The 914-nt window shown below is 46.3% G+C and carries 1 protein-coding gene; it reads left to right on the top strand.

Going from position 1 to position 914, the window contains the following annotated elements; all coding sequences use genetic code 11:
• Positions 1 to 88 precede the first annotated feature (88 nt).
• Positions 89 to 880, top strand: coding sequence for an IS5 family transposase (locus ABF638_RS38200; protein ID WP_435027923.1), 792 nt, complete (start codon positions 89 to 91; stop codon positions 878 to 880).
• Positions 881 to 914 lie beyond the last annotated feature (34 nt).

Below are 914 nucleotides of genomic sequence, written 5' to 3'. Positions count from 1 at the left end.
AGAGGATGTTTGAAAAGTCGGGAATGTTGTAAAAAAGCTCTCTCGGTATAGGCTGTGAATAGATAGTAGACAGCACCGAGAGAGCAGCATGAGTAAAGCATACCCCAGCAACCTGACCCACGCCCAATATGAATTTCTCAGTGACATGATTCCAGAACCAAAGCCAGGTGGTCGTAAACGTGAAGTCGATATGTGGGAAGTACTCAACGCCATCTTCTACGTTCTAATTGAAGGAGTGAGATGGCGAGCGTTACCTGGTGATTTTCCCGTGTGGCAGACTGTGTACACTTATTTCCGGAACTGGCGCAAAGATGGAACGTGGTTGCACATACACGATAGCTTGCAAGAGTGGACAAGAATCGAAATAGAGCGCCATCCAAGTCCATCAGAAGCGATCATCGACAGCCAAAGCGTTAAGAGTGCAGCGATGGTGAGTCAAGCAGTGGGTTACGATGCGGGTAAGAAAATCAAAGGACGCAAGCGATTTATGACGGTCGATACTTTGGGATTAGTGTTGAGGGTTTTAGTCACCGCAGCCAATGTCGGTGAACGAGAAGGGGGAAAACAAGTTCTAAAACGGGTCAAACAGTCCCATCACAAGATATTTCGTTTGACCACTATCTGGGTAGATGGTGGTTTTGATGGAGAACCTTTCATGCAGTGGGTAATGAATTTTTGCCGTTGGATTGTGCAGGTAGTGTTGCGCTCCCAAGAGGCTAAAGGCTTTGTCTTGCTCAAAAAACGTTGGGTTGTAGAGCGAACTTTTGGTTGGCTCATGGGATGTCGCCGATTAGTTCGAGACTATGAGTTATTGCCCGAAACATCCGAGACGTTTATTTACCTTGCCATGATCCGCATCATGGTGAGGCGATTAGCATAAAATTTGACCCATCAAAACTTTTCAAACAGCCTCT

The sequence above is a fragment of the Nostoc sp. CALU 1950 genome (genome assembly GCF_051172895.1).
GTDB classification, from domain to species: domain Bacteria; phylum Cyanobacteriota; class Cyanobacteriia; order Cyanobacteriales; family Nostocaceae; genus Nostoc; species Nostoc edaphicum_A.
This window is presented reverse-complemented; position numbering and strand designations above follow the sequence as displayed.

Bases quoted from the DNA above. Each gene is read 5' to 3' on its own strand.
- ABF638_RS38200 (WP_435027923.1), top strand. From the start codon at position 89: ATGAGTAAAGCATACCCCAGCAACCTGACCCACGCCCAATATGAATTT.